Source organism: Nocardioides sp. IC4_145, assembly GCF_011250565.1.
In the GTDB taxonomy this organism is placed as follows: domain Bacteria; phylum Actinomycetota; class Actinomycetes; order Propionibacteriales; family Nocardioidaceae; genus Nocardioides.
In genome coordinates this window covers 52,721-74,855 of the sequence record NZ_JAANMS010000007.1, presented here as the reverse complement: position 1 = coordinate 74,855, position 22,135 = coordinate 52,721, and the positions used below count along the sequence as shown (strand labels likewise).

At 72.0% G+C, this 22,135-nt stretch carries 22 protein-coding genes and 1 riboswitch; of the genes, 8 read left to right on the top strand and 14 right to left on the bottom strand.

The window, feature by feature from the left end:
- Positions 1-3: 3 nt before the first annotated feature.
- From G6553_RS05385 to G6553_RS05370, 4 genes are all read right to left on the bottom strand, one after another.
- A complete protein-coding gene (locus G6553_RS05385; RefSeq protein ID WP_166189858.1) occupies positions 4-1,755 on the bottom strand; it encodes a ubiquinol-cytochrome c reductase cytochrome b subunit in 1,752 nt (583 codons plus the stop codon).
- A 2-nt stretch (positions 1,756-1,757) separates the two neighbouring features.
- A complete protein-coding gene (locus tag G6553_RS05380) occupies positions 1,758-2,900 on the bottom strand; it encodes a Rieske 2Fe-2S domain-containing protein (protein ID WP_347565515.1) in 1,143 nt (380 codons plus the stop codon).
- The gene (locus G6553_RS05375) at positions 2,897-3,763 is read right to left on the bottom strand and encodes a c-type cytochrome (protein ID WP_207619403.1); all 867 of its coding nucleotides are present in this window, start codon (positions 3,761-3,763) and stop codon (positions 2,897-2,899) included. The genes G6553_RS05380 and G6553_RS05375 overlap by 4 nt, the downstream gene beginning before the upstream one ends.
- 72 nt (positions 3,764-3,835) lie before the next feature.
- Positions 3,836-4,456: a heme-copper oxidase subunit III gene (locus G6553_RS05370; protein ID WP_347565524.1), complete on the bottom strand. Its 621-nt coding sequence runs from the start codon at positions 4,454-4,456 to the stop codon at positions 3,836-3,838.
- Positions 4,457-4,548: 92 nt separating this feature from the next.
- On the opposite strand from G6553_RS05370, the gene G6553_RS05365 reads away from it, so the two are divergent.
- Positions 4,549-5,493: a cytochrome c oxidase assembly protein gene (locus G6553_RS05365; protein WP_347565514.1), complete on the top strand. Its 945-nt coding sequence runs from the start codon at positions 4,549-4,551 to the stop codon at positions 5,491-5,493.
- On the opposite strand, the gene G6553_RS05360 is transcribed toward G6553_RS05365, so the two are convergent.
- Positions 5,477-6,808, bottom strand: coding sequence for a hemolysin family protein (locus tag G6553_RS05360; RefSeq protein ID WP_166189852.1), 1,332 nt, complete (start codon positions 6,806-6,808; stop codon positions 5,477-5,479). The genes G6553_RS05365 and G6553_RS05360 overlap by 17 nt on opposite strands.
- Positions 6,809-6,817: 9 nt before the next feature.
- Entirely contained in the window at positions 6,818-7,324 is a 507-nt protein-coding gene (locus tag G6553_RS05355; RefSeq protein ID WP_166189850.1) for a hypothetical protein, read from the bottom strand.
- A gap of 106 nt (positions 7,325-7,430) precedes the next feature.
- Between G6553_RS05355 and G6553_RS05350 the strand changes: the two genes are divergently transcribed.
- Both G6553_RS05350 and trpD read left to right on the top strand, forming a co-directional pair.
- Positions 7,431-7,856 (top strand): hypothetical protein, encoded by a 426-nt coding sequence (locus G6553_RS05350; RefSeq protein WP_347565513.1) that lies wholly within the window; start codon positions 7,431-7,433, stop codon positions 7,854-7,856.
- Between the two features lies 1 nt (position 7,857).
- Positions 7,858-8,883, top strand: a complete 1,026-nt coding sequence (trpD, locus tag G6553_RS05345; protein WP_166189849.1) for an anthranilate phosphoribosyltransferase — start codon at positions 7,858-7,860, stop codon at positions 8,881-8,883.
- A 4-nt stretch (positions 8,884-8,887) separates the two neighbouring features.
- On the opposite strand, the gene G6553_RS05340 is transcribed toward trpD, so the two are convergent.
- Genes G6553_RS05340 through G6553_RS05330 form a run of 3 tightly spaced genes read right to left on the bottom strand, consistent with a single transcriptional unit; the run spans position 8,888 to position 11,655 of the window.
- On the bottom strand, positions 8,888-9,520 hold the full coding sequence (locus G6553_RS05340) for a YgjV family protein (RefSeq protein WP_166189847.1): 633 nt from the start codon (positions 9,518-9,520) through the stop codon (positions 8,888-8,890).
- A gap of 10 nt (positions 9,521-9,530) precedes the next feature.
- Positions 9,531-9,809: an Lrp/AsnC ligand binding domain-containing protein gene (locus G6553_RS05335; RefSeq protein ID WP_166189845.1), complete on the bottom strand. Its 279-nt coding sequence runs from the start codon at positions 9,807-9,809 to the stop codon at positions 9,531-9,533.
- Positions 9,810-9,849: 40 nt separating this feature from the next.
- A complete protein-coding gene (locus G6553_RS05330) occupies positions 9,850-11,655 on the bottom strand; it encodes a DEDD exonuclease domain-containing protein (protein WP_166189843.1) in 1,806 nt (601 codons plus the stop codon).
- 91 nt (positions 11,656-11,746) lie between these two features.
- Between G6553_RS05330 and G6553_RS05325 the strand changes: the two genes are divergently transcribed.
- The gene (locus G6553_RS05325; RefSeq protein WP_166189841.1) at positions 11,747-13,006 is read left to right on the top strand and encodes an NYN domain-containing protein; all 1,260 of its coding nucleotides are present in this window, start codon (positions 11,747-11,749) and stop codon (positions 13,004-13,006) included.
- On the opposite strand, the gene G6553_RS05320 is transcribed toward G6553_RS05325, so the two are convergent.
- Complete coding sequence (locus G6553_RS05320) at positions 12,999-14,375, bottom strand: hypothetical protein (RefSeq protein WP_166189840.1); 1,377 nt, start codon at positions 14,373-14,375, stop codon at positions 12,999-13,001. The two genes, G6553_RS05325 and G6553_RS05320, sit on opposite strands and share 8 nt — an antisense overlap.
- 121 nt (positions 14,376-14,496) lie before the next feature.
- Between G6553_RS05320 and G6553_RS05315 the strand changes: the two genes are divergently transcribed.
- The 4 genes from G6553_RS05315 to G6553_RS05300 all read left to right on the top strand — a co-directional run bounded on the left by G6553_RS05315 (position 14,497) and on the right by G6553_RS05300 (position 18,523).
- Positions 14,497-14,703, top strand: a complete 207-nt coding sequence (locus G6553_RS05315; RefSeq protein ID WP_166189838.1) for a hypothetical protein — start codon at positions 14,497-14,499, stop codon at positions 14,701-14,703.
- A gap of 184 nt (positions 14,704-14,887) precedes the next feature.
- Positions 14,888-15,046: riboswitch (cyclic di-AMP (ydaO/yuaA leader) on the top strand.
- 24 nt (positions 15,047-15,070) lie between these two features.
- A complete protein-coding gene (locus G6553_RS22050; RefSeq protein ID WP_166189836.1) occupies positions 15,071-16,054 on the top strand; it encodes a C40 family peptidase in 984 nt (327 codons plus the stop codon).
- A gap of 40 nt (positions 16,055-16,094) precedes the next feature.
- Entirely contained in the window at positions 16,095-17,270 is a 1,176-nt protein-coding gene (locus G6553_RS05305) for a hypothetical protein (RefSeq protein WP_166189834.1), read from the top strand.
- Between the two features lie 5 nt (positions 17,271-17,275).
- The gene (locus tag G6553_RS05300) at positions 17,276-18,523 is read left to right on the top strand and encodes a M48 family metallopeptidase (protein ID WP_347565512.1); all 1,248 of its coding nucleotides are present in this window, start codon (positions 17,276-17,278) and stop codon (positions 18,521-18,523) included.
- A 63-nt stretch (positions 18,524-18,586) separates the two neighbouring features.
- On the opposite strand, the gene G6553_RS05295 is transcribed toward G6553_RS05300, so the two are convergent.
- From G6553_RS05295 to G6553_RS22045, 4 genes are all read right to left on the bottom strand, one after another.
- Entirely contained in the window at positions 18,587-18,808 is a 222-nt protein-coding gene (locus tag G6553_RS05295) for a Flp family type IVb pilin (RefSeq protein ID WP_166189830.1), read from the bottom strand.
- Between the two features lie 182 nt (positions 18,809-18,990).
- Positions 18,991-19,644, bottom strand: a complete 654-nt coding sequence (locus tag G6553_RS05290; RefSeq protein WP_166189829.1) for a response regulator transcription factor — start codon at positions 19,642-19,644, stop codon at positions 18,991-18,993.
- Positions 19,641-21,212, bottom strand: a complete 1,572-nt coding sequence (locus G6553_RS05285) for a sensor histidine kinase (protein ID WP_166189827.1) — start codon at positions 21,210-21,212, stop codon at positions 19,641-19,643. Before G6553_RS05285 ends, G6553_RS05290 begins: the two co-directional genes overlap by 4 nt.
- Positions 21,209-22,135 (bottom strand): type II secretion system F family protein, encoded by a 927-nt coding sequence (locus G6553_RS22045; protein WP_166189825.1) that lies wholly within the window; start codon positions 22,133-22,135, stop codon positions 21,209-21,211. Before G6553_RS22045 ends, G6553_RS05285 begins: the two co-directional genes overlap by 4 nt.

The following is a 22,135-nucleotide window of genomic DNA, read 5'->3' as shown; positions in this document are numbered from 1 at the left end:
GACTCAGTGGTCGCCGCGGAGCGACTCGCCCTCGACGGCGTGGTGACCGTCGAACTGGTGACCGTCCGCCGACACGCCCTCGAGCTCGCCGTGCGCCTCGTGCGCGGCGTGGTGGTGCGCCTCCTCGAGCTCGGCCGCGGTCGGCTTCTGGATGTTGTCGGCGAACCAGAGGTTCTGGAGTCGTGCGCGCAGCTTGCTGCCGCGACCCGTCGGCGCCGGGACGCCGTTCGGGTCGACCCCGTTGGTGCCGACCGGGACGTAGGAGGCCTCGTCGCGGTCCCGAGCCGTGACGGCGTACGCCTTGGCGGTGTCGAGCGGCAGGTGCCGCTCGCTGTAGCCGCCCTCGGGCGAGCGCATGATCACGCCCGTCTCGTAGCCGTGCAAGAGCTTCTCGTTGTCCTGGCGCTGCAGCGAGATGCACCAACGACGCGTGATCATGAAGGCGATCACGGGTCCGATGAACACCGCGGCCCGCATGAAGTACGTGATCTGGTTGATGCTCAGGTGCAGCCTGATCGCGATGATGTCGTTGCCGCCCGCGGCCCACATCAGGCCGTAGAAGGTCATCAGCGCGACCATCAGCGCGGTGCGGGTCGGAGCGTTGCGCGGGCGCTGGAGCAGGTGGTGCTCGCGCTTGTCACCGGTGACCCAGGCCTCCAGGAAGGGCAGGAGGAGCAGGATCGTGAACATCAGGCCCGGGAGGACGATGATCGGCAGGAAGACGTTCCAGGACCACGTGGTGCCCCAGAACTCCGACTCCCAGCCCGGCATGATCCGCAGCGCACCGTCGGGCCAGCCCATGTACCAGTCCGGCTGCGAGCCGGCGGTCACCTTGGTCGGGTCGTAGGGGCCGTACTTCCACACCGGGTTGATCGTCAGCAGGCCACCCATGAGGGCGCAGACGCCGAACACGATGAAGAAGAAGCCGCCCGCCTTCGCGGCGTACACCGGCAGCATCGGGAAGCCCACGACGTTCTGCTCGGTGCGGCCGGGACCAGGCCACTGGGTGTGCTTGTGGTAGACGAGCAGCAGCATGTGCGCGGCGATCAGCGCCAGCAGCAGGCCCGGGATCAGCAGGATGTGGATCATGTAGAGGCGCGGGATGATCGCGTCGCCGGGGAACTCGCCACCGAAGAGGAAGAACGACAGGTACGTGCCGACCACCGGGATCGACTTCATGAAGCCGTCCGCGGCGCGGACGCCGGTGCCGGAGAGCAGGTCGTCGGGGAGCGAGTAGCCGGTGAAGCCCTCGAGCGTGCCCAGGATCAGCAGCAGGCAGCCGATGACCCAGTTCATCTCACGCGGCTTGCGGTGCGCGCCGGTGAAGAACACGCGCAGCAGGTGGATCATCATCGAGGCGATGAAGAGCATCGCGGCCCAGTGGTGCATCTGCCGCATCAGCAGACCGCCGCGGACGTCGAAGGAGATGTCCAGCGTCGAGGCCATCGACTCCGACATCGCCACGCCGCGCAGCTGGTCGTAGGAGCCCTCGTAGTGGATCTCGCCCATGCTGGGGTTGAACCACAGCGTCAGGAAGACACCCGAGAGCAGCAGGACGACGAAGCTCCACAGGGCGATCTCGCCCAGCATGAAGGACCAGTGGTCCGGGAAGACCTTGCGCAGGTTCTTCTTCATCGCCGTGCCGAGGCCCAGGCGCTCGTCGGCCCAGTTGGCGACGACGCCGGCACGACCCGGCTTCTTCGCGACGGCCGCCGAGGAGTTGCTCGTGGCGACCTTGCTCGTGTCGATGCTCATTGTCAGCCACGCTCCCAGTAGCTCGGGCCCACCGGCTCGGTGAAGTCGCTCTGTGCGACCAGGTAGCCCTCGTCGTCCACCGCCAGCGGGAGCTGGGGGAGGGCGCGGGCGGCCGGGCCGAACACGACCCGCGCGGAGTCCGCGAGGTCGAAGGTGGACTGGTGGCACGGGCACAGCACGTGGTGCGTGGTGCGCTCGTACAGGGAGATCGGGCACCCGACGTGGGTGCAGATCTTGGAGTAGCACAGGACGCCGTCGACGGTCCAGTTGTCGCGGCCCTCGCCGACGATGATCTCGTCGGGCTCCATCCGCACGACGATGACCGCCGCCTTGGACTTCGCGATCTGGAGCTCGATGCCCTCGATGAGGTGCTCGCCCTCCTCGTCGACCTCGAAGAAGGCCTCCGGGACGGCGTTGACCAGGTCACCGATCTCGAGGTCGGCGGCGCGGATCGGGGTGCCGATGACGTCGCGGACCACGCGCATGCCCTTGGTCCACACGGTGCGCTCGAGGCCGGCGCCGGGGTACTCCTGGTCGTCCTGCACGTCGCCGGGCAGGGGACCGAGGTCACGCAGCAGCACGATCGCGGGCAGGCCGAGGAGGCCGACCGCGCCGAGGAGCGAGTTGCGGACCAGCGGGCGGCGGCCGATGCCGGACTCCTCGAGACCGGCGTTCAGTGCCGCCAGGGTCGCCGTGCGGTCCTCGTCGGAGGAGCGGGCCGGGTGGCGCAGCTCGCTGATCTCGTGGTCACCCATGAGCTTGCGGGCCCACTGGATGATGCCGACGCCGATGAGCAGCAGCGCGAGGCCGAAGGTCGTGCCGAGCGCGACCGTCGAGGCGCCGAAGCCGGCGAAGGTGTCGTGGTTGTCGCCGATCTCGAGGGTGAAGTAGGCGACGAGGAACAGCAGCACGCAGACCGCGGACAGCCCGAAGAGGGCGGCGACCTGGCGCTCGGCGCGCTTCTCCTGGCGCTCGTCGACGTCGGTGGGACGCCAGACGTGCGCCGGCAGGCCCGGGTCCGCGATGGGCTCGGCCGACTCCGGCACGGCGCCGGCCGAGCCGGCGGGGCTGTCGGGGAGGTTCTGCGACGACTCGCCCTCGTGCGGGTCGTTCTCGTGCGACTCGTGGTCGCGGGCGTCGGTCACGCCGCCTGTCCCTTCTTCTTCGTGGAGCGCGTGGTGTGGGCCGCGATCCAGATCGCGAACCCGACGAGGCCGCCGATGCCGACGAGCCAGGCGAACAGGCCCTCGCTCACGGGGCCGAGGCCGCCGAGGCCGAAGCCGCCGTACTCGGGCTGCTCACGGAGCGACTCGAGGTAGGCGATGACGTCGCGCTTCTCCTCCGGCGGCAGGTTGCCGTTGGAGAAGTTCGGCATCTGCTGGGGGCCGGTGAGCATGGCCTCGTAGATGTACTTGGGGTCGGTCTCGTGCAGCGCGGGGGCGTAGCCGCCGCGCGGCATCGCGCCGCCGCTGCCGTTGAAGTTGTGGCAGGCGGTGCAGTTGGTGAGGAAGATCTGGCCGCCGCGGACGATGGCCTCCTCGCGCTCCTCCTCGGACAGGCCCTCGAGGGTGTACTCGCCCTCGTCAGGGACGGCCGGGCCGGGGCCGAGCGACGCGACGTACGCACCGAGGGCGTCGATCTCCTCCTGGGAGTAGACCGCCGGCTTGTCGGGGGCCTGCTGTCCCGGCTGGACCATCGGCATCCGGCCGGTGCCGACCTGGAAGTCGACGGCGGCGGCGCCGACGCCGGCCAGCGGCGGGCCGAGCTGGGTGTCGCCGCGCTGGGTCAGGATGCCCTCGCCGTTCTGCCCGTGGCAGAAGGCGCAGCCGACCAGGAAGAGCTCACGGCCCTTCGCGACCTGGGCGGTGTCGCTCTCGGCGGAGGTGGCCTGCGCCGGCGCGAACGCGGCGTACAGGCTCCCGGTGAGCACCAGGCCGAGCAGCAGCAGCACGACGCCCGCGAGCGGGCCCCGGCGGTGCCGGGAGAGTCGACCTGCGGAACGGTTCAGGAGACGCACGTTGTGATCCTCGGGGTCCTTGCGGGTGGGCGGGCTGCTGGTGGTGCCAGGTGAGGCTGCGGACTACTTGACGAGGTAGATCGTCGCGAACAGACCGATCCACACCACGTCGACGAAGTGCCAGTAGTAGGAGACGACGATCGCGCTGACGGCCTGCTCGTGGGTGAACTTGCGCGCCAGGTAGGTGCGTGCGAGGACCAGCAGGAAGGCGATCAGGCCACCGACCACGTGGATCCCGTGGAAGCCGGTGGTCAGGTAGAACACCGTGCCGTAGGCGGACTGCTGGATGGTGACGTCCTCCTGCACGAGGTTCGCGTACTCCACCGCCTGGCCGGCGACGAAGACCGCGCCCATCACGAACGTGAGGATGAACCACTCGCGCAGGCCCCAGAGGCGGAAGTTCAGCAGCGACCCGGTGCGCCCGACCTGGCCCCGCTCGGCGGCGAAGACGCCCAGCTGGCAGGTCAGCGAGCTGAGCACCAGGATCGTGGTGTTCACCGAGGCGAAGGGCACGTCGAGGATCGCGGTGTTCTGGTCCCACAGCTCCGGGCTCACCGAGCGGATCGTGAAGTACGCCGCGAACAGGGCCGCGAAGAACATCAGCTCGCTCGAGAGCCAGATGATGGTCCCCACGCTGACCATGCTGGGACGGTCGTGATGCCCGTGGAGGCGGGAGGCCGGGATGGTTGCTGTGGTCGCCACGGCGCCATTATGTCCCGCCCTGCCTACGAGGGCACCCCGACCCCCTCCTGGGTGCGGGTCATAAAGTTCACAGCGTGTCCGGCGCTCCTGTCCTGGTGGCCCTGACCTCTGTCCCGAACCTCCCCGAGCCCTCGTTCGCGGCGTTCTTCACGCAGTGGTCCCTGGCCCCCGTCCCCACCGTGCTGACGGTCTGGGTCGCGGGTCTCTACCTGCTCGGCGTCGCGAAGCTCCGCGCCCGGGGCGACCGCTGGCCCGTGGGGCGGGCCGTCGCGTTCGTCGGGGTCGGGATGGGGTCGTTCTACGTCGCGACGGCGTCCGGCCTGGCGGCGTACGACACGACGCTGGTGAGCGCGCACATGGTGCAGCACATGGTGCTGTCGATGCTGGTGCCGCTCGCGCTCGCGCTGGGCGCCCCCGTGACGCTCGCGCTGCGGACGCTGCCGGCGACGCCGCGCCGGTGGCTGCTGGCGGTGCTGCACTCACGGGTCGCCGCGGTGCTGTCGTTCGCGCCGCTGGCCTTCGCGCTCTACATCCTCTCCCCGTGGGCGCTCTACTTCACCGGTTGGTACGACGCGTCGCTGTCGTCGACCTACGTGCACGAGGTCATGCACCTCCACCTGGTGCTGGTCGGCGCGCTGTTCTTCTGGCCGCTCATGGGCATCGACCCGGTGCCGGGCCGGGTGGGCTACCCGTTCCGCGTGCTGATGACCGTGCTGACGCTGCCGTTCCACGCGTTCCTCGGCGTGACGATCATGGGCCAGTCCGAGCTGATCGGCGAGGAGCACTACCTCGCGCTGCGTGAGGGCCCGATGGCCTCCTGGCTGCCCGACGCGCTGGACGACCAGCACGTCGCCGGCGGGATCCTGTGGGCCTCGGGCGACCTGATCGGCCTGGTCTTCTTCGGCGTGCTCTTCGCGCAGTGGGTGCGGTCCTCGATGCAGGAGGCCCGGCGGGAGGACCGCCGGCTCGACCGCGAGGAGGAGCGGGCGCGGACCCGCGAGCTCAGCCCGCGTCCGTAGGCCTCGTGACCTCCGTCGCCTCGGCTGCCGCGGGCTCCTCAGGCGGGACCTCCACGGCGACTCGGGTGATCCGGGCGCCGTCGGTCTCCGCCACCCGCAGCCGCACGTCGCCGACAGCGACCGCGTCGTCGGGCTCGGCGATCCGGCCGAGCCGCGCGACGACGTACCCCGCAACGGTCTCGTAGTCACCGTCCTCGAGCTCGACGCCGGTGCGCTCGGCGAAGTCCTCGATGCTCAGCCCGCCCTCGAGCAGCAGCGTCCCGTCGGCGGCGCGCAGGTCCGGCTCGGGCGCGTCGTGCTCGTCGCGGATCTCGCCGACGATCTCCTCGACGAGGTCCTCGAGGGTGACGATGCCGTCGGTGCCGCCGTACTCGTCGACGACGACGGCGAGGTGGACGCCCTCGCGGCGCATCTGCGTGACGGTGGGCAGGACGTAGTTGGTCTCCGGCACGATCAGCACGTCGCGCTGGACGTCGCAGACGCGCCGCTCGCGGGCGTCCCCCACCTCGAGCAGGTCGCGGATGTGGAGGAACCCGGTGATGTCGTCGAAGCCGCCCGGGCCGGTCACCGGGTAGCGGGAGAAGGGCCGCTCGCGGATCTCGGCGACCGCTTCGCCGAGCGGCAGGTCGCCCGCCAGGAACGCCACCTCGGGCCGCGGCCGCATGACCTCCTTGACCGTCGTGCGGGTGGCGGCGAACACGTCGGCGAGGATCCGCCGCTCTTGCTCGTCGAGCCCTTCGTGGGTCGCGACGATGTCGCGCAGCTCCTCCTCCGAGAGCTCGTCGTTGGTGGCCGACGGGTCGCCGCCGAGCAGCCGGACCAGGGCGTTGGTCGAGCGCGACAGCAGCCAGATGACCGGCCGCATGACCGTGGCGAAGCGGTCCAGCGGCGGGCCGACGAGCAGGGACAGCTGCGCGGAGCGCTGGAGGGCGAGCCGCTTGGGGACCAGCTCGCCGAGCACGAGCGAGAAGTAGGCGATGAGCAGGGTCATGCTCGCCAGCGCGACGGTGTCGGCGGCGCCCTCGGGCAGGCCCAGGTCGACGAAGTACGGCGCGACGTCGGGCGCGAGGGTCGACCCGCCGTAGGCGGCGGAGAAGAACCCCGCGACGGTGACGCCGATCTGCACGGCGGCCAGGAAGCGGTTGGGGTCGCGCGCGATGGCCGCGACCCGGGCACCCCGCGCGCTCTCGCGCTCCATCCGGGACACCTGGCTGTCGCGCAGCGAGACCAGCGCGATCTCGGTGGCCGCGAAGACGCCGCCCGCGAGGACGAACAGCAGCACCAGGCCGAGGTTGACGAAGGTCTGGGAGTCCACGCGGTGAACCTAGCGATCGTGTCCTGAGCGGCCGGGTCCTGAACGGCCGGGTACTGGACGGCGGGCCCAGGCGCGGAGTCGACGGTGCCGGTGGGCGAACAGCAGGGCGACGACGTGGTGGGACGCGGGCAGGCGGGGGACGAAGGTGAGCCGGTCGGTCACGGTGCACGCCCCGCCGCCTGCGGGTGCGACGGTCCGCTCGTGCTCCCACCGCGGGAACAGCAGCATCCGCGAGCGCTCGTGGAAGCGGCGGCCGGGCTCGAGCGCCACCAGCACCATGTCGTCGAAGTCCACCGGGACGAGACCGCCCGCGAGCAGCCAGGCCTTGCCGAGCGGCCGGCCGAGGAGCGGGGCGGCGTCGTCGATCGTCGCGCCGCGGAGCCGGGGCGGCATCGTCATCGACAGCCAGGGCCGCAGCTCGTGGCGGATGCCGGCCGGGCTGGTCACCCGCGCCCACACCTCCGGCGCCGGCCGCGGCACGGTCGACGTGCGGGTGAGGGTCCTCTGCGATGGCATGCGGGGATCGTAGGGAGCCGCCGGTCCGGGTGTGCGTCGACGACGCGGGGGACGACGTGTGGAGGGTCATGGGCAGCGGCCCGCCCGGCGTCGTACGATCCCCGACGTGACCGACTCCAAGCCCGCTCCGCTCAAGGTGCTCGTCTACAGCGACGACGTGAACACGCGCCAGCAGGTGATCCTGGCGCTCGGGCGTCGGCCGCACCCGGACCTGCCCGAGGTGGAGTACGTCGAGGTCGCGACCGAGCCCGTCGTCATCCAGAACATGGACGCCGGCCACGTCGACCTGGTCATCCTCGACGGCGAGGCGGTCCCGGCCGGCGGCATGGGCATCGCCAAGCAGCTCAAGGACGAGATCTACCAGTGCCCGCCGGTGGTCGTGCTGACCGGTCGCCCGCAGGACGCATGGCTCGCCACGTGGTCGCGGGCCGAGGCGGCGGTGCCGCACCCGCTCGACCCGATCCAGCTCGCGGAGACCGTCGTGGGCCTGCTGCGCCCGCGGGTCCCCGCCCCCACGTCGTCCTCCGCCTGAGGTGTCGACCTGGCCTGACGTCCTCGGCGCGCTCGTCGCCGGGGAGGACCTGGGCGCGGACCAGACCGCGTGGGCGATGGGCGAGGTGCTCGCCGGGCAGGCCACGCCCGCCCAGGTCGCCGGTTTCGCGGTCGCGCTGCGCGCCAAGGGCGAGACCACCGACGAGCTGCGCGGGCTCGCCGAGGCGATGCTCGCCGAGGCCAACCCGATCTCCGTGCCCGGCCGGCTGCTCGACGTGGTCGGCACCGGCGGCGACCGGTCGTTCTCGGTCAACATCTCGACCATGTCGGCGATCGTGGCCGCGGGCGCCGGTGCGCCGGTCGTCAAGCACGGCAACCGCTCGGCCTCCTCGAAGTCCGGCTCGGCCGACGTGCTCGAGGCGCTCGGCATCCGGCTCGACCTCTCGGTCACCCGGGTCGCCGAGGTCGCCGTCGAGGCGGGGATCACGTTCTGCTTCTCGGCCGCGTTCCACCCGGCGATGCGCCACGCGGCCGTGCCGCGCCGCGAGCTCGGGATCGGCACCTCCTTCAACCTGCTCGGCCCGCTCACCAACCCGGCCCGGCCCGCGGCGCAGGCCATCGGCTGCGCGGACGCGCGCGTCGCGCCCGTGATGGCCGGCGTGTACGCCGCGCGAGGCGTCGACGCCTGGGTCTTCCGCGGCGAGGACGGGCTCGACGAGCTCACGACCACGAGCACGTCGAGGCTGTGGCGGGTCCACGCGGGCGAGGTCGTCCCCGAGACCGTCGACCCGACGGCGTACGACCTGGCGCCGGCGACGGCCGAGGACCTGCGCGGCGGGGACGCTGCGCACAACGCCGAGGTCGTACGTCGCCTGCTCGCCGGCGAGCGCGGACCCGTCCGCGACGCGGTGCTGCTGAACGCCGGTGCGGCCCTGGCCGTCCACGGCTCGCCCGACCTGCCCGCCGCCGAGGCCCTGCCCGAGGGCATCCGCCGCGCCGCGGACGCCATCGACTCCGGGGCCGCAGCCGCCACGCTCGAGCGCTGGGTCGCCGCCTCCTCGGCCTGAGCGGCTAACGCTCGCCGAGGTCGAGCACGAACCGCGGTCCGTCGGCGCGGAAGCCGAGGTGCTCGTAGTAGGCGCCGACCATGCCCGGCGGGGTCAGCACCCGGCGCAGGCCCAGGTCGCGCAGCACGCCGCTGCGGCGCCACAGGAACTCGCCGGGGGCGAAGTCGCGGTAGCGCGGCGTGACGTAGTCCAGCTGCACGTGCGCCACGTCGCCCTCCTTGCGCAGCACCACGACGCCGACCGTCTCGTCGCCCTTGAGCACGACGAACGCGTGCTGGCTGCCGGCCGGCGCCGGATCAAAGTCCGGCTGGAACCGGCGGATGTCGTCGGCGTGGGTGCGCAGGACGTGCCGGAGGTAGGCGTCCTCCGGGCGGACCTCGACGACCTCGAAGACGGCCTCGTCGTGCCGCTCGCGAGTCAGCCGGACGATCCAGTAGACGTTGATGACTGCCAGCACGACGTTCATGCCCACCATCGGCCACACCCCGATGAGCGCGTTGAACGTGAGCAGCACCAGGCAGCCCAGCAGGTTGAGCGTGCGGAACCGCAGCACCCGCGCCTGGAGCAGCGAGTAGACCAGCAGCCCGCTCCCGCCCCAGCCGACGACGTCGAGCCAGTGGTCGGCGAGCCAGCTCATCGCGACGGCGTCAGTCGAGGCCGAGCGAGAACGCCGACTCCAGGTCGTGCTGGGAGTAGGCGCGGAACGCGATGTGCGTCTCGGTCGCGGTCACGCCCTCGACCTTGTTGAGCCGGTCGGCGACGACGTTGGCGACGTCCTCGTGGTTCCGCACGCGCACGAGCGCGATCAGGTCGATCTGGCCGGTCACCGAGTAGACCTCGCTGACCCCGTCGAGGGCGGCGATCGCCTCGGCCACCTCGGGGATGCGGGCGACGTCAGCCTTGACGAAGACGATGGCGGTGATCATGGGCGAGACCCTAGCCGGGTCGACGCCCGCGCCGGGTCGGTCACCGCACCGGCTGGTGGACCGGCGCGAGGTCGCGGCGGTCGGCGAACGGGACGAGCTCCTCACGCGACCTGCTCACCGCGTCGTGGATCGCGAGGTGCCGGGTCGCGCCCTCGATCGGGCAGGTCCACTCGCCCTGCACGTCGACGAGGCGGATGCCGGCGGACTCGAGCCAGCGCAGGATCTTCTCGGTCTCCTCGGCGGTCGCCACGGGCACCGGCCCCGGACCTCCGGTGACGGTCTCCGCGGACGCGCGCAGCGACTCGACGTAGGCGTGGGCGTCCGCTCCGGGCGGGATGATGCCGGCGGCGGCGAGGCGTCCGTGCCGCACGACATGGACCGCCCACCTGCCGTCGTCGCCGCGGCGGGCGGCCACGACCTCGGGACACCGGGTGAGCGCGCTCAGGCGCTGCGTGCGGCTGGCGGCGCGGATGAACGCCGCGAGCCGGTCGCGGTGCACGCCGGCCTCCTCGAACCGCTCGTCGGCGGCGAGTGCCTCCATCCGGGCGTTGATCTGCTCGACCACCCGGTCGGGACGGCGCAGCAGGGAGTCGCGCAGTTGGCGCACGACCGCGGCGTACGTGTCGTGGTCCACGGTGCCGTCGCAGGGGGAGAGGCAGCGGCCGAGCTCGGCGAGCACGCAGGGCGTGCGCGAGGGCGCCTTGCCGAAGCGGTCCGAGCACTGCCGCAGCGGGAAGGTGTCGTGCAGGGCGGCGAGGCACTTCTCGGCGACCTTGCGGGAGGAGAACGGACCGAGGTAGTCGGCGTCGTCGTCGAGCACCCGCTTGACCAGGGACAGCCGGGGCCACGGCTCGCGGGTGAGCTTGACGAAGGTGGTCTTCTCCGGGAAGCGCGACCGGCGGTTGTAGCGCGGCTTGTGCTCGGCGATGAGGCGCAGCTCGCGCACCTCGGCCTCCAGCGGGGTGGCGCACTCGATGCCGGTCACGCTGTCGGCGATGCCGACCATCTCGCCCATCCGCGACCGGGTCTCCGAGGCGGTGAAGTAGGTGCGGACCCGGGTGCGCAGGTCCTTCGAGGTGCCGACGTACAGCACCCGCCGCTCGTGGTCGCGGAAGAGGTAGACGCCCGGCGCGTGGGGGAGGCCCTCGGCGAGGTGGCGCTTGCGGCGCTGGGCCGTGCTCACCCGCCCCGAGAAGGTCTGCAGCTCCTCGAGGGTGTGCACGCCGAGACCGCCGAGCCGCTCCATCAGCCCGTGCAGCACGTCGACGGTCGCCCGGGCGTCGGAGAGGGCGCGGTGGTTGGGCGTGGTGGTCGAGCCGAACGCGCGGGCGAGCGAGGAGAGCTTGCAGTTGGGCGCGTCGTCCTTGGTGATGACGCGGCGCGCCAGGCGAGCGGTGTCGAGCACCTCGAAAGCAGGCCAGGGTCGGCCCTGCTGCTCGCAGAAGTACTTGAGGAAGCCGATGTCGAAGGGCGCGTTGTGCGCGACGAGCACGGTGCCAGCGGCGAACTCCAGGAACGCCGGCAGGGCGGCCTCGACGGGCGGCGCCGTCGCCACCATCGCGTTGCTGATGCCGGTCAGGACGGCGATGAACGGCGGGATCGGCTGGTGCGGGTTGACCAGCGTCTGGAACTCGCCGAGCACCTCGCCACCGCGCACCTTGACCGCCCCGATCTCGGTGATCATCGAGCCGCCCTCGGCCGAGCCGCCGGTCGTCTCGAGGTCGACGACGGTGAAGGTGATGTCGCGCAGCGGCCGGCCGAGCTCGTCGAAGCTCCGCTGGGACTCCCACCGGCCCGGACGCTGCGGGGAGCTCCCGGCGTGCTCGGCGTGGAGGGTGCTGCTCATGCGGGGGACGGTAGGCGCGGGCGCCGACAATCCCGTGACGGCTCGCGGAATAGGCTCCTCGACGTCCCTCACACCTCCTCTGGGAGCCGCGTTGTCCACCTCGTCCTCGCCGCCGTCGCTGGCGCAGCTGCCCGAGCCGGTGCGCGCCCGGGTCGTGGCGATGACGGCCGACGTGCTGCCGGCGCTCGGGCAGCTGCCGCCGGCGCTGCGCCGGGTGGCGACGTTCGCGCCGGCCCGGCGGGCGAAGCTGGGCACCACCGCCATCACCACGGCGCTGCGGGACGACGACCTGCGCGGCCGGATCGCCGCTCACCTGGCCGTCGAGCCGCCGACCGTCTCCTCGCCGGCCGACCGGGCCGCCGTCGCGTGGCTGCTGCGGACGGGCGCGTGGGAGGAGGAGCTGGCCGCGGCGCTCGCCGAGGTCGCTCCCGCCGGCCCCACCCGGGAGGAGACCGAGGCCGCCCGGCTGCGCGGCAAGCTCGACGCCGCCGACCGGGCCACCCGCGAGCTGCGTGCCCTGCACCGGGCGCAGCTCGACGAGCTGAAGGCCGAGAACGCCACGCTGCGACGCCGGCTCGGCGAGTCACGCACGGCCGAGAAGGCCGCCCGCGCCGCGGGGGAGCAGGCCGCTGCCGAGGTCGACCGCCTGCGCCGCGAGGTGGAGGCGCTGGCATCGACCCAGGACCGGGAGGTACGTCGCCTCCGCGCCCGCGTCGCCGAGCTCGAGGCGGACGCGGCGACCGGGCGGCGCGCCGTACGTGCGGAGCGCGACGAGGCGACCGTGCGCGCCCGCGTGCTGCTGGAGACCCTCATGGAGTCCGCCGCCGGGCTCCGCCGTGAGCTCGGCCTGCCCTCCGCCTCGGGCGCGCCCGCTGACCGCGTCGAGGCCGGCCTGTCCGCCGGCGTCGCCGACGGCGCACGACTGCTGACCGGCGCGTCGGCCGGACTTCTCGAGCAGTACCTCGCGATGCCGCGGGCCCGGCTCATCGTCGACGGCTACAACGTGAGCAAGAACGTCTGGCCTTCGTCACCGCTCGAGGCGCAGCGGATCCGGCTCGTCAACGGCCTCGCCCCGCTTGTTGCCCGGACCGGGGTCGACACCACGGTGGTCTTCGACGCGGCCCAGGCCGGCCTCGGCGCCCGGCCGGTCGTCGCTGCGCCCCGCGGCGTACGGGTCTACTTCAGCCCCGAGGGGACGATCGCCGACGACGTCATCCGCGACCTCGTCGCTGCGGAGCCTCCTGGTCGCGTCGTCGTCGTCGTCACCGCCGACCAGGCCGTCCTCGCCGACGTCACCCGTGCCGGCGCCCGCGGCGCTTCCGTCGACGCGTTGGCGGCCCTGATCAGCTGACGGGCTCCGGGGTCGCGGGCCCGGTCGCAGGCGCACCGGCCGGGGCGGCCGCACGGTCCAGGCCGCGCTCGTGCCAGACGCGGACCGCGAGGTGGCCGACGAGCGCCATGAGGGCGAGCCAGAGCCAGAGCAGCGGGAAGGTGCGCAGGGCGAGTGCCAGGGAGTTGTCGGTCCAGGCGTGCTCCTCCAGCACCAGGAAGCCCTCAGACGTCGCCCCGATGGCCATGGCAGCGACGGACACGCCGAGCACGGGTCCGATGAGCGCAGCAGCCACCCGGCCGGCGCGGCGCGCGGCGAGGGCATATGCCGGGAACAGGCACGCGACGGTCTCGAGGGTCAGCCGGTAGCCGTAGTAGCCAGAGCCGCCGTCGAACTCGTTGAGCTGGCCTTGGACCAGGCAGTAGGCGAGCCCGCCGACGGCGAGGACGCGGGTCCAGCCCGGGAGGTCGCGCCACGAGCGCACGAGCGCGGGGAGCAGGAGCAGGAGCACCGGGCTCCAGACCAGCAGCCCGCGGTCTGCCGAGACCCAGAGGCCGAGCTGGTTCACAAGCCCGTCCCAGGGACTCGACTCGACGGTGTCGGCCGTCCGGGCGGCGTACTCGGTCGGCGAGGCGTAGGGACCTTGCGGCTCCCAGCCGCCGCCGTACATCCAGCTGCTCCACATCCCGGCGAGCACCAGGAACGTCCCGCTGACGGCGCCGACCACCAGCGCGATGGCCGGCTTGCGGCGCCAGATCGCCAGGCCGAGCCCCAGGAGGGCGACGATCAAGGCGACATGGAGGCGGCCCCACAGACCGATGCCGCCGACGAGACCGACGAGCCACCACCGTCCCGTCGCGGCGCCCCAGGCCATGCCGGCGATGCCGAGCACGGTGAGCGTGTGGGTCCAGAGGCCGTTGGCGTTGATGGTCCACACGGGTGTCGCGAAGCCGAGCACGCCGACGGCAGCAGTCGCCCACGCCGCGGGCAGGTGCGCCCGCAGCGCGCGCCAGAAGAGAGTGAGCATGAACGCTGTCAGCAGGGCCGCCCAGACGGCGCCGGGCCAGCGGACGAAGTCCTCGGGTTGCGCACCGGTGCGGGCCAGGAGGTACGCCGGGACACCCATCGCGATCGCGCCGGGCGAGCGGAACACGGCGGTGTGGCCGTTCTCGGCCTCGCCGACCCAGAGGTACTCGTCCCTGAAGTCCAGCGCCGACAGGTCGACGCCGTCGAGCCACGGCGTCCCGCTCGACGCGATGCGCCAGGCGCCGACCGCCGCCGACGTGACGTCGTTCATCCCGATCGACCGGTCCGCCGTCGCGGCGTAGACGGCGGCCGCGAGGCCGGCCAGGGCCGGCGGCGCGAAACGGGTGAGAGCGGTGGGGGGCACGCGCGGCACCGTAGTTCGCAGCGCGGGCGACGGCAGGCGAACGGCCCCCGACTGCCCGATCGGGCGACCTCGACCACCCGGGTGGACACCCGTTGTCGGTGGTCGCTGCCACGGTGTGCCCATGACGACACGGATCGACTGCGACACCTGCGTGGTGCGAGGTCTGGCCTGCCACGACTGCGTGGTGACGGTGCTGCTCGGGCCGCCGCCGGAGCTGACGTTCGACGACGACGAGCGGCGCGCCCTCGAGCTGCTCGCCGAGGGAGGGCTGGTGCCACCCCTGCGGCTGGTGCGCCCGATGGACGGGTACGACGTCGAGTCGGCCTGACCGTCCGGGGAGCGCTGTGCTGTGACTGGTGTGACTGCTGGGGCGGACTTCGGTAAAGACTGTGGAGTCGTCCCCAGAAACACCGACGACATACCGCGGAAGATTCGCGGGAGCGCGGACGCGCGACTAACCTGTCGTGCTCAGGTGCCCGTGGCAGTGGACCAACCGGTCTGCGCGGGCACCGCGTCGAGTCTCGGCCCGCTCCGGCGGACCGGGAACCGGGGAACCACCGGCGCTGCGCGCAGCGTCACTGGGGTGAATCGCCCGCAAGGCACCGCACAGCGGTGAGGAGCGGGCGTAGGGCCTGTCGTGCCCGAACCCGTCAGCTCACCCGGTAGACGTACGACACCGAGGAGACCGTCCGCTCGTGCTCAACGGCCGGAAGCGCATCATCCCCGCCCTCACCGGGCTCGCCGTGATCGGCGCCATCGGCATCGGACCCTCGGTCCCGGCCCAGGCCGAGCCGGACATCGAGGACGTCCAGACCCGCGTCGACCGACTCTTCCACGAGGCCGAGCAGGCCTCCGAGCGGTTCAACGACGCCCGGATCGAGCTGCGCGAGCTCAACCGCGACCTGCGCTCGCTGAAGGCCGACGAGGACCGCCAGGGTGACCGGCTCGAGGGCGTCCGCGAGCAGGTCGAGCGGTCCGTCGTGCGGCAGTACCAAGGCCAGGGCCTCTCCGCCGTCGGCCAGGTGATCGTCTCCGACGACCCGCAGGGCTTCCTGTCGGAGCTGTCGACGATGTCGGCCTTCGACGACCTGCAGGACCAGATGTACGGCGACTACACCGCCGAGCTCAAGGCGCTCGACATCCGCCGCGAGGCGACCGAGGACCGCGCCGAGCAGGTCGCCGAGGTCAAGGACCAGCTCGCGGACGAGAAGGCCGAGATCGACGAGAAGCTGGCCGAGGCCGAGAGCCTCCTCAACCGGCTCGAGGAGAAGGAGCGCGAGTCGCTGCTCTCCCGTGACAGCACCCGCGCGCCGGCGTCCGTCCCGGCTTCCGGTCGTGCCGCGGCCGCCATCTCCTACGCCATGGCCCAGGTCGGCGACGCCTACGTCTACGGCGCTGCCGGGCCGAGCGCGTTCGACTGCTCCGGCCTCACGATGAGGGCCTGGGGCGCCGCGGGCGTGGCCCTGCCGCACTCCTCGAGCGCGCAGTACTCCTCCGGTCCGCGCGTTGCCGAGGGCGACCTCCAGCCCGGCGACCTCGTCTTCTACTACAGCCCGATCAGCCACGTCGGCATGTACATCGGCAACGGCATGATCGTCCACGCCGCCAACCCCGGCTCCGGCGTCACCACCGCGGCGCTGCACTCCATGCCGTACGTCGGCGCGGTGCGCCCTGGCTGAGCCGAGTCCCCCGACCGAGGCCGGTCGCCCACGACGGTGGGTGGCCGGCCTCGTCGTCTCGGTGCTCGTGATCGGCGTGGCGGTCGTGTGGCTCGTCCTGCGTGACGAGGCGTACGTCGCGACGCCGGACCGCACGACCAGCTCCGCGATCGGTCCGGCTGCCCTCGACGAGGCGCTCGACCGGGTCGAGGAGGCCGTCCGCACCGGCGACAGTGCGGCGCTCGAGGACACCGGCGTGGGCTACCTGGTGACCAATGCCGATCGGCTCCGGGTGCGCGACCTCGACCTCCGGTACGTCGAGCAGACCGGCCGCACCGTCGATGGGGTGCGCGCCACCGTCGACGTGACCTGGCGGTTCGCGGGCTTCGACGGCGAGCCGGCGCGGACGGAGGTCGCGATGACCTTCCGGCTCGACGAGGACGGAGCGGTGCTGGCTGCTGTCGGCGGAGGTGAGGGACGGAGCCCGCTGTGGCTGACCGGTCCGGTCGAGGTGCGGCGCACCGACCGCGTGCTGGTGCTCGGCGCCGAGGGCGCCGACCTGCCGAGCGTGACCGCGCGCGCCGAGGCCGCCGTGCCGGTGGTTCGACGGGTGCTCGACGCGTGGCGTCCGCGTCTCGTCGTCGAGGTGCCCGCCTCGGCCGCCGGGCTCGGCGACGTCCTCGGAGCGGAGGACGGGCAGTACGACGGTGTCGCGGCGGTCACCGCCTCGCCGGACGGCTCCACGGCCCCCGACGCACCGCTGCACGTCTTCGTGAACCCCGACGTGCTCGGGACCCTGCGGTCGCGGGGTGCGCAGGTCGTGCTCAGCCACGAAGCGACCCACGTCGCGACCCGGGCGCCGGTGAGCGCCCAGCCACTCTGGCTGCTCGAGGGCTTCGCCGACTACGTCGCACTGCGCGACGTCGACCTGCCGCTCAGCACGACCGCCAGCCAGGTGATCGAGCAGGTGCGCGAGGACGGGCCACCGCCCGCCCTGCCGGGACCGGTCGAGTTCGACACGGGCACCAGCCACCTGGGCGCGGCGTACGAGGCTGCCTGGCTGGCCTGCGTCGTGCTGGCGGACCGGGTGGGGGAGCAGGGCCTCGTGGACCTGTACCGCGCTGCCGGCTCGGACGGTGTCGAGGCCGCGCTGCGGGACATCGCCGGCTGGACCGAGACGGAGCTGACGCAGGCATGGCGGGCCCGGCTGACCGAGCTTGCCGGCCTGCCAGACTGACCCGTGTGACGCCCACCGCCCGCCGCCTCTCCTGGGCGCTCGTTGCCGTTGGGGGCACGTCGTTCGTCCTGCTGGCGTGGTGGCTCGTGCCCTGGGACCCGGTCCCGGGCGGTCCGGTCGAGCCGGTGCGGGCCGAGGACTACTTCAGTGCCGAGCACATCGCCCGCGCCGAGCAGTACTCGCAGTGGGCGCGCACCTGGAGCTACTCGTCGCTCGCTGTCTCGATCCTGGTGGCGTGCTACCTCGGCTTCAGCAGGCGCGGCCGGGCCTGGGCCCAGCGGGCGCCCGGCCTGTGGTGGGTGCAGGTCGTGGTCCTGGTGGCGTTCGTCGAGCTCACCCGTCGGGTCGTGACGCTGCCGTTCGGGATCGCCTTCGAGGAGCACCGGCGGAACTACGGGTTGTCCACGCGCTCGTGGGGCGGGTACGCCGCCGACGTCGTCCGCAACGAGGTGCTCGGCATCGTCGTCGCGTCTCTGGCCCTAATCGTCGTCATCGGCCTGGCCCGACGGCTGCCGCGGGCCTGGCCGGCGGTGGCCGGGCTGCTCGTCGCGGCGATGGTGGTGCTCGGGTCGTTCGTCTACCCGGTCGTCGTGGAGCCGGCGTTCAACTCCTTCGAGCCGCTCGAGGACGGCCCGCTCCGCCAGGGGGTCGTCGAGCTGGCCGAGAAGGAGGACGTCCAGATCGGCGACGTGCTCGTCGCGGATGCGTCCCGGCGTACGTCGACGTTGAACGCGTACGTGTCCGGTTTCGGGGCGAGCCGCCGGGTCGTGCTCTACGACACCCTGGTCGAGGACCTGCCGGTCGACCAGGCGTTGTCGGTCGTCGCGCACGAGCTCGCGCACGCGAAGAACGACGACGTGCTGGTGGGTACGACGCTTGGTGCCGTCGGGTCGGCGGCCGGCGTCGGGTTGCTCGCCCTGTGTCTCGGTCTGTCGTCGCAAAGGGTCGGCACCGCGGCGGCCGTGCCGGTTGCGCTGGCGCTGTTTGCCGTCGGGGGCTTGCTGGCCAGTCCGGTGCAGAACGGCATCAGTCGGCAGATTGAGACGCGCGCCGACGTCGATGCGCTCGACGCGACCAACGATCTGCGTGGGTTCGTCAGGATGCAAACCCGGTTGGCAGAACGGTCACTTGGCGATATGACGCCTCCAGTCCTGACCGAATGGTGGTTCGGAAGTCATCCCGGGCCGCTGACGCGGATTCGATACGCCCTTGCCGTAACCTCCGGCGTGGGTCAATCAGGCTCCGCCCGCTGAAGCATTGACACGACGAGGCCGCCCCCAACTCGGGGACGGCCTCGTCGGTGCTCGAAGTTGAGGTCAGTTGCTGCAGTCAGCCGAAGTGCCGAGGCTGCCGTTCGTAGCAACAGACTCACAGGTGTCAGTGAAGGCCTTCTGGATCATGGGGCCGAGCGCGAAGATCGCCACAACGATGACGGCAGCGATGCCGGCGATGAGCAGGCCGTACTCGACGGCCGAGGCGCCGCGCTCCTCCATCTTGGCGAGGCGGGCGTTGAGCAGGATGCGGAAGTAGTCGACCATGACGGGGTTCTCCTAATGTGCTGTGACGGGGAGTGGATCTTCGGCGTGAGGCCGAAGAACCTCACGACAGAAATCGTCGCCGAAACCGCAGGTCAGCGAATCCCGTCCCCGTGTCGAGCTGGGTAGTCCGAACGGACTACGACCGCTCGGCGGCCGTCGTGACCAGGTGGGTCAGGACGCCCTCAGGAGTCGGCCGGCTTGATGCTGGAGAGCAGACCGATCCGCATCGCGGTGACCAGGGCCTGGGCGCGGTTGGCAGCGCCGAGCTTCTGGTAGATCTTCGCGATGTGCGACTTGGCGGTCGACTCGCTCAGGTAGAGCTTGTCGCCGATCTGCGAAGCGCCCAGGCCGTCGGCGAGCAGCAGCAGCACCTCGTGCTCGCGGTCGGACAGCTTGGTCGACTCGCCGGACTGGCGGCGCATCATCGCGCCGACGAGGCCGGTGGCGATGAACGAGCGGGGGGAGACCGCCGCATGGCGAGCGGCCTTGACGACCTCGCTGGACGGGGCGTCCTTGCCGACGAAGCCCGACGCGCCGGCCTGCATGGCCGCAAAGATCTGCTCGTCGCCGGAGTGCATGGTGAGGATGATCAGACCGGTGTCGTTGCTCTTCTTCCGCACCGCGCGGACGACGTCGAGACCGGTGCCGTCCTGCAGCTGGAGGTCGGTGACGATGACGTTGGGGGAGAGCTCGTCGTACTTGGTCAGCGCCTCCGCGACGGTGGCCGCGACTCCGACGATGCTCATGTCGGCCTCGAGGTCGAGGACGCCCGACAGCCCGTCCCGGATCAGCTGGTGGTCGTCGACGAGGAGCACGCGGATGTGTCGGTCGCTCATGCCTTCACCTTCTCATCAGGGGTCCGGTCGCCGCCGGCCGGAGGCTCGAGGTCGGTACCCACCGCCACGGTGACCATCAGCCCACCACCGGGCGCGGGGTCGATGCTGAGGCGGCCGCCGATGAGCGTCGCGCGCTCCCGCATGATCTCCAGGCCGTGGGAGTCGGACCGGGCCTGTTGCATGCCGCGGCCGTCGTCGGAGACGGTGATGATGGCCCGCGGCGCGTGGACCCGACAGTGCACGTCGATGACGGAGGCGTGCGCGTGCTTGATCGCGTTGTTCATCGCCTCCTGGGTGATGCGGAACAGCTCCGCCTCGACTTCCGGGCGCAGGCGCGTGGTGTGCTCCTCGAGCGTGACCTGGATGGGTACGCCGGACACCTCGCTGAGGTTGCGCGCGATCGAGCTGATCGCTGCCCCCAGGCTCTCGTTCTCGCCCACGCTGGTGCGCAGGGTCAGCACCGACTGCCGGACCTCGCCCACCACGTGGCTCACGCGGTCGCGGAGCAGGGCGATGCGGTCGGCCTGCGCGGGCGAGCCAGGCTGTGCCGCGAGGGCGTCGACCAGGTAGCCGAGCGAGGCGATCTCCTGGGCGACGCCGTCGTGCATCTCGCGGGCGAGCCGGCGGCGCTCCTCGGCGGTGGCCGCGTCGCGGAACGACGAGAACAGCAGGGCCGTGTCCAGGTGCACGGCGCTGGGCGCCAACCGGCGCTGCAGCTGGCGGATCCGGCCGGCCAGGTCGAGCCGGCCGGGATCCAGCCGGTCCGACAGCACGCCGGCGACGACCGCGGCGTCGTCCAGCGGGATCGCGAAGCACCGTTCGTGGACGACGACCTCGCCGCGCGCCCAGGCCTCGAAGGCGACGTCGTCCTGGTTGCACGGAGCGCCGTCCAGGCTCTCCTCGACGAGCGGGGTCAGCGAGTCACCTCGAGGGACGTAGAGGACGAGAGCTGCCACGGGGAGCTCGTCGCGGACCGAGCTGACAATCGCGCCGCCGAGCGCGGTGGGGTCGAGCCCGGACTTCAGGCCGCCGGAGAGGTCGATCAGCTGGCGCAGCAGTGTCTGGGCGTAGTGGTATGGGGCAAGCGGGTCGGCGGACCGCTGGATGGCCGAGTGCAGGAAGGTCGCGATCAGGCCGAGGCCCAGCCCGGTGACGGACCAGGTGAAGACGCCGATCCAGACCTCCCGATCGAGACCGTCCGACCCCAGAGTGATCGCGCCGAGCAGGGCGACCAGCTGGGCCGACATGGCCAGGGCGACGCCGACCGCACCGCGATGGAGACCGGCGGTGAACGGTGGGACCACCAGCGCAGCCAGGACGGGCAGCGCGTCGCCGACCGTGACCCCGCAGACCAGCCCGACCACCACGGCGTCGAACGTCGTGGCGAAGCCGGTGGACACGCCAGGTCGGAACTCCGCGAGCTGCACGACGGCCCAGACCGCACCGATGGCGATCAACGCCAAGACCATGTCCTTGCGGTCGACGATCGCCGCGATCGAGAGGAAGAGCAGCACGAACCCGCGTGCGGCGAGCGTGAGTCGCGCGAACGGCAGGTCCGGAAGGGTCATCCCATGTTCTCCATGATGCTGATCACCGCGGGCCCCATGACCGCGATGAACAAGCAAGGCAGGATGCAGAAGATGAGGGGCACGGTGATCTTGACAGGTACCTGTTGCGCCTTGTGCTCGGCGCGCTGACGGCGCTTCACCCGCATCTCCGCGGACTGCACGCGCAGGACCTGCGAGATGGGGATGCCGAAGGAGTCGGCCTGCACCATCGCGCCGACGAACGCCTTGAGGTCCGGCACGTTCGTCCGGTCCCCCAGGGCGCGCAGGGCACCCGCCCGGCCCTGACCGATCTGCATCTCGCGCAGCACGCGGGAGAACTCGTCGGCCAGCGGGCCCTCGGTGTTGCGGGCCACCTGCTGGACGGCGGCGTCGAAGCCGAGCCCGGACTCGACGCTGATCGTCATCAGGTCGATCGCGTCGGCGAGCTCGCGCTGCATGCGCTCGGTGCGCTCGTAGGTCTTCTGGTAGAGGTACAGGTCCGGCACGAAGAACCCGATCACCAGGCCACCGAGCAGCATGACGACGGCGACGGGCACGGAGACGCCCATCACGAGCGCGAGGGCGCCGGCGACCAGGGTCAGCGAGATCGCGCCGATGACCTTGCCAGAGACGACCCGGTCGACCGACCAGTCGCGGGGGTTGCCCGCGAAGTCGAGCTTCTTGCGGATCCGCTCGGCTGAGTCCGCACCGGACAGGCGCCGGCCGATCCGCAGCGCCCGGGCCTGGAGCGGCTCGAGCACCCGCTCGCCGAAGGGCCGGTCCAGCTCGTCGCGCAGCGCCTTCGGTGCGGAGGTGATCGCCTGGATCGCGGCGAGGGAGCGGGTGACGCCGGAGGTCTGGCCGGCGTCGGGGGTGAGCGCCATGCCGACGAGCAGCAGCGCGACGAGCACGAGCACGACTCCGAGGACGAAGAGGAGCGTCAC